This is a genomic window from methanotrophic endosymbiont of Bathymodiolus puteoserpentis (Logatchev) (assembly GCF_900128525.1).
Lineage (GTDB): Bacteria > Pseudomonadota > Gammaproteobacteria > Methylococcales > Methylomonadaceae > Methyloprofundus.
Window position 1 is genome coordinate 1 of sequence record NZ_FQTQ01000053.1, and the last position, 1,974, is coordinate 1,974.

General features: G+C 40.7%; 4 protein-coding genes and 1 pseudogene. 3 read left to right on the forward strand and 2 right to left on the reverse strand.

Annotated features, from left to right (window positions below; all coding sequences use genetic code 11):
• Together BQ7314_RS03410 and BQ7314_RS15750 are read left to right on the forward strand one after the other, a co-directional pair.
• Positions 1-173: DDE-type integrase/transposase/recombinase (locus BQ7314_RS03410; protein WP_174482311.1), on the forward strand; the 173-nt coding region annotated here is incomplete at its 5' end.
• Between the two features lie 2 nt (positions 174-175).
• Positions 176-478, forward strand: coding sequence for a hypothetical protein (locus tag BQ7314_RS15750; protein WP_245394904.1), 303 nt, complete (start codon positions 176-178; stop codon positions 476-478).
• A gap of 212 nt (positions 479-690) precedes the next feature.
• Here BQ7314_RS15750 and BQ7314_RS03420 read toward each other — a convergent pair whose 3' ends face one another.
• Positions 691-984 carry a HigA family addiction module antitoxin gene (locus BQ7314_RS03420; protein ID WP_342590390.1) on the reverse strand — a complete coding sequence of 98 codons (294 nt, stop codon included), beginning with the start codon at positions 982-984 and terminating at the stop codon, positions 691-693.
• A 5-nt stretch (positions 985-989) separates the two neighbouring features.
• Positions 990-1,268: a type II toxin-antitoxin system RelE/ParE family toxin gene (locus tag BQ7314_RS03425; protein WP_174482312.1), complete on the reverse strand. Its 279-nt coding sequence runs from the start codon at positions 1,266-1,268 to the stop codon at positions 990-992.
• Between the two features lie 300 nt (positions 1,269-1,568).
• Here BQ7314_RS03425 and BQ7314_RS03430 point away from each other — a divergent pair.
• Positions 1,569-1,974, forward strand: a pseudogene (locus BQ7314_RS03430) (hypothetical protein); the annotation flags it as partial.

Below are 1,974 nucleotides of genomic sequence, written 5' to 3' on the forward strand. Positions count from 1 at the left end.
AACAGGACCATCGATTTATCAAAAAAATAACCAAACCAATGATGGGATTTAAAGCGTTTCACTCCGCTCAAGCAACCATTGCAGGAATTGAAACAGCACATATGATTCGAAAGGGACAGTTGTCCGAAGAAAATATTCCTGCTTATAAGCAATTTATAGCTTTAGCAGGATAGTTATGCCTGAAGACAAGGCGATCTTCGCTTTCACTAGTTCTTGCGACAGAACCTCTTACCCCAATGGTTGCACATTAGCGGAAGCGATTTTACTGGCTCAAACGTGGGATTCTGATTTTATCGGCAGAGCTGAACATTTCGCGCGTGATTCCGAGTTAAAGGTATATAAAGATATATTAAAGGCGTGTGTCCACGCCTTTAATCTTCTTCCGAATACCAGACTCGGTTTTCAGGGGTTTAACAATACTTATGCGTTAGCTTCAAAAATAGATTCGTTGCTTGATCATGAGAAAAAGAATATTTAAAATGTTTTTCATGGAAATATTTTGGGCGATCCCTACGGGCCGGGCTTTTCGTTCCAATGAAACAAACGGCTGAGTAAGTTCAGCTAACGGTCAAGCAAGTTCCGTCCCTCCACTTTCTTGGCCGAAGCTTCCCTAACTCATCCTTTCCTTTCATTTACTCTGCAATCCCTATCGCGGGGTTACGCGGCCAGCTCGCCTGGTGGTCCTCGGTGTCACCCTGCTAGTTCAAGCGGTTCATACTCGCTTAAATCCAGTTCTTTTTTGGCTTGATGCAGGTTGAAATTGTCCTGCATTTGCATCCAGCTTTCAGGGGAGCGTCCCAACACTTTTGACAATTTCAGGGCCATAGCGGGTGATACGTCCGTTTTTCCATTGATTAACCGGCTAACCAAGCCATCACTGACTTTAAGGTTTCTGGCAAGCTCATTTGAGCCGATATGACAGGGTATTAAATACACCCGTTTGATAAATTCCCCAGGGTGCATGGGGTTGTGTTGTTCAATCATAATTTTTAATGGTAATCTTCATAGTTAACAATATAGGCGTGGCCGTCTTTGAACTCAAAGACAATCCGCCAGTTACCACTGACATTAATTGACCATAGGCCGGTTTTATCGCCTTTTAAGGCATGTAACCGCCAGCCTGGTAGGTTCATATCCTCAATTGTATTTGCAGTGTGTAGAGCTTGTAAGCGTTCCTCTATGCGGGGAGCATGATTGCTTTGTATCCCTGCCGTGCTGCCCGAGGTGAAAAACTTTTGCAATCCCTTGTGTTTGAAGCTCTTTATCATGAGATGATTTTACATGCTAATTTAATGTTGTGCAATAGTAAATATTTGCACTGAAAAATTTATTGCTTTTTTTGTTATCGTTGTTTTTTCGTGTTAACTGGCGTAATATTAAAAATGCGGTACAGGCTGAGGAGCCGATGACCGCCAAGGGTGATACTTAACTGTATCCCAAAAGGGCAAGCTTCTTGTTTGCCCTTTTTTATTTCTATTTGTTAATGTTTCATTCGGGAAAGAAGGAAGTTGATATTATAACCCAAAGTATATAGTATTATATACTCCTATCAGGATAAGGGGTATATTGTGCGAGATAAGAAAAAAATGCCTATGAAAGAACCGCCCGAAGAATCAATTAAAAGTGTTCAATATGACCTGTTTACCCAGTTTTTAAGTAATAATAAAAACGATGTCTCTAATATGGTTGAGGTCTGGGAAAGCATTCCCAAGTATTTCTTTACCCCTCGACAAATTAGTCAATTAAGAACAGAAGGGGGCCTGGCAGAGCCTTATAAGTGGAATTTTTCATACAATGATTCTCCCTGTACGGTAAAAATACAACCTGCTTTAATTGAGCAGGAAAACGGTAAATACAAAGCCTTTTTCCCGAGTGTTACCGAAGAATTAGTTGAAGAAGCATTAAAAAAGATTTTTACAGATCAGCAATTCGGAATTCATAATCCCCAAAAAACGGAAAGTTGGGTACGGTTTA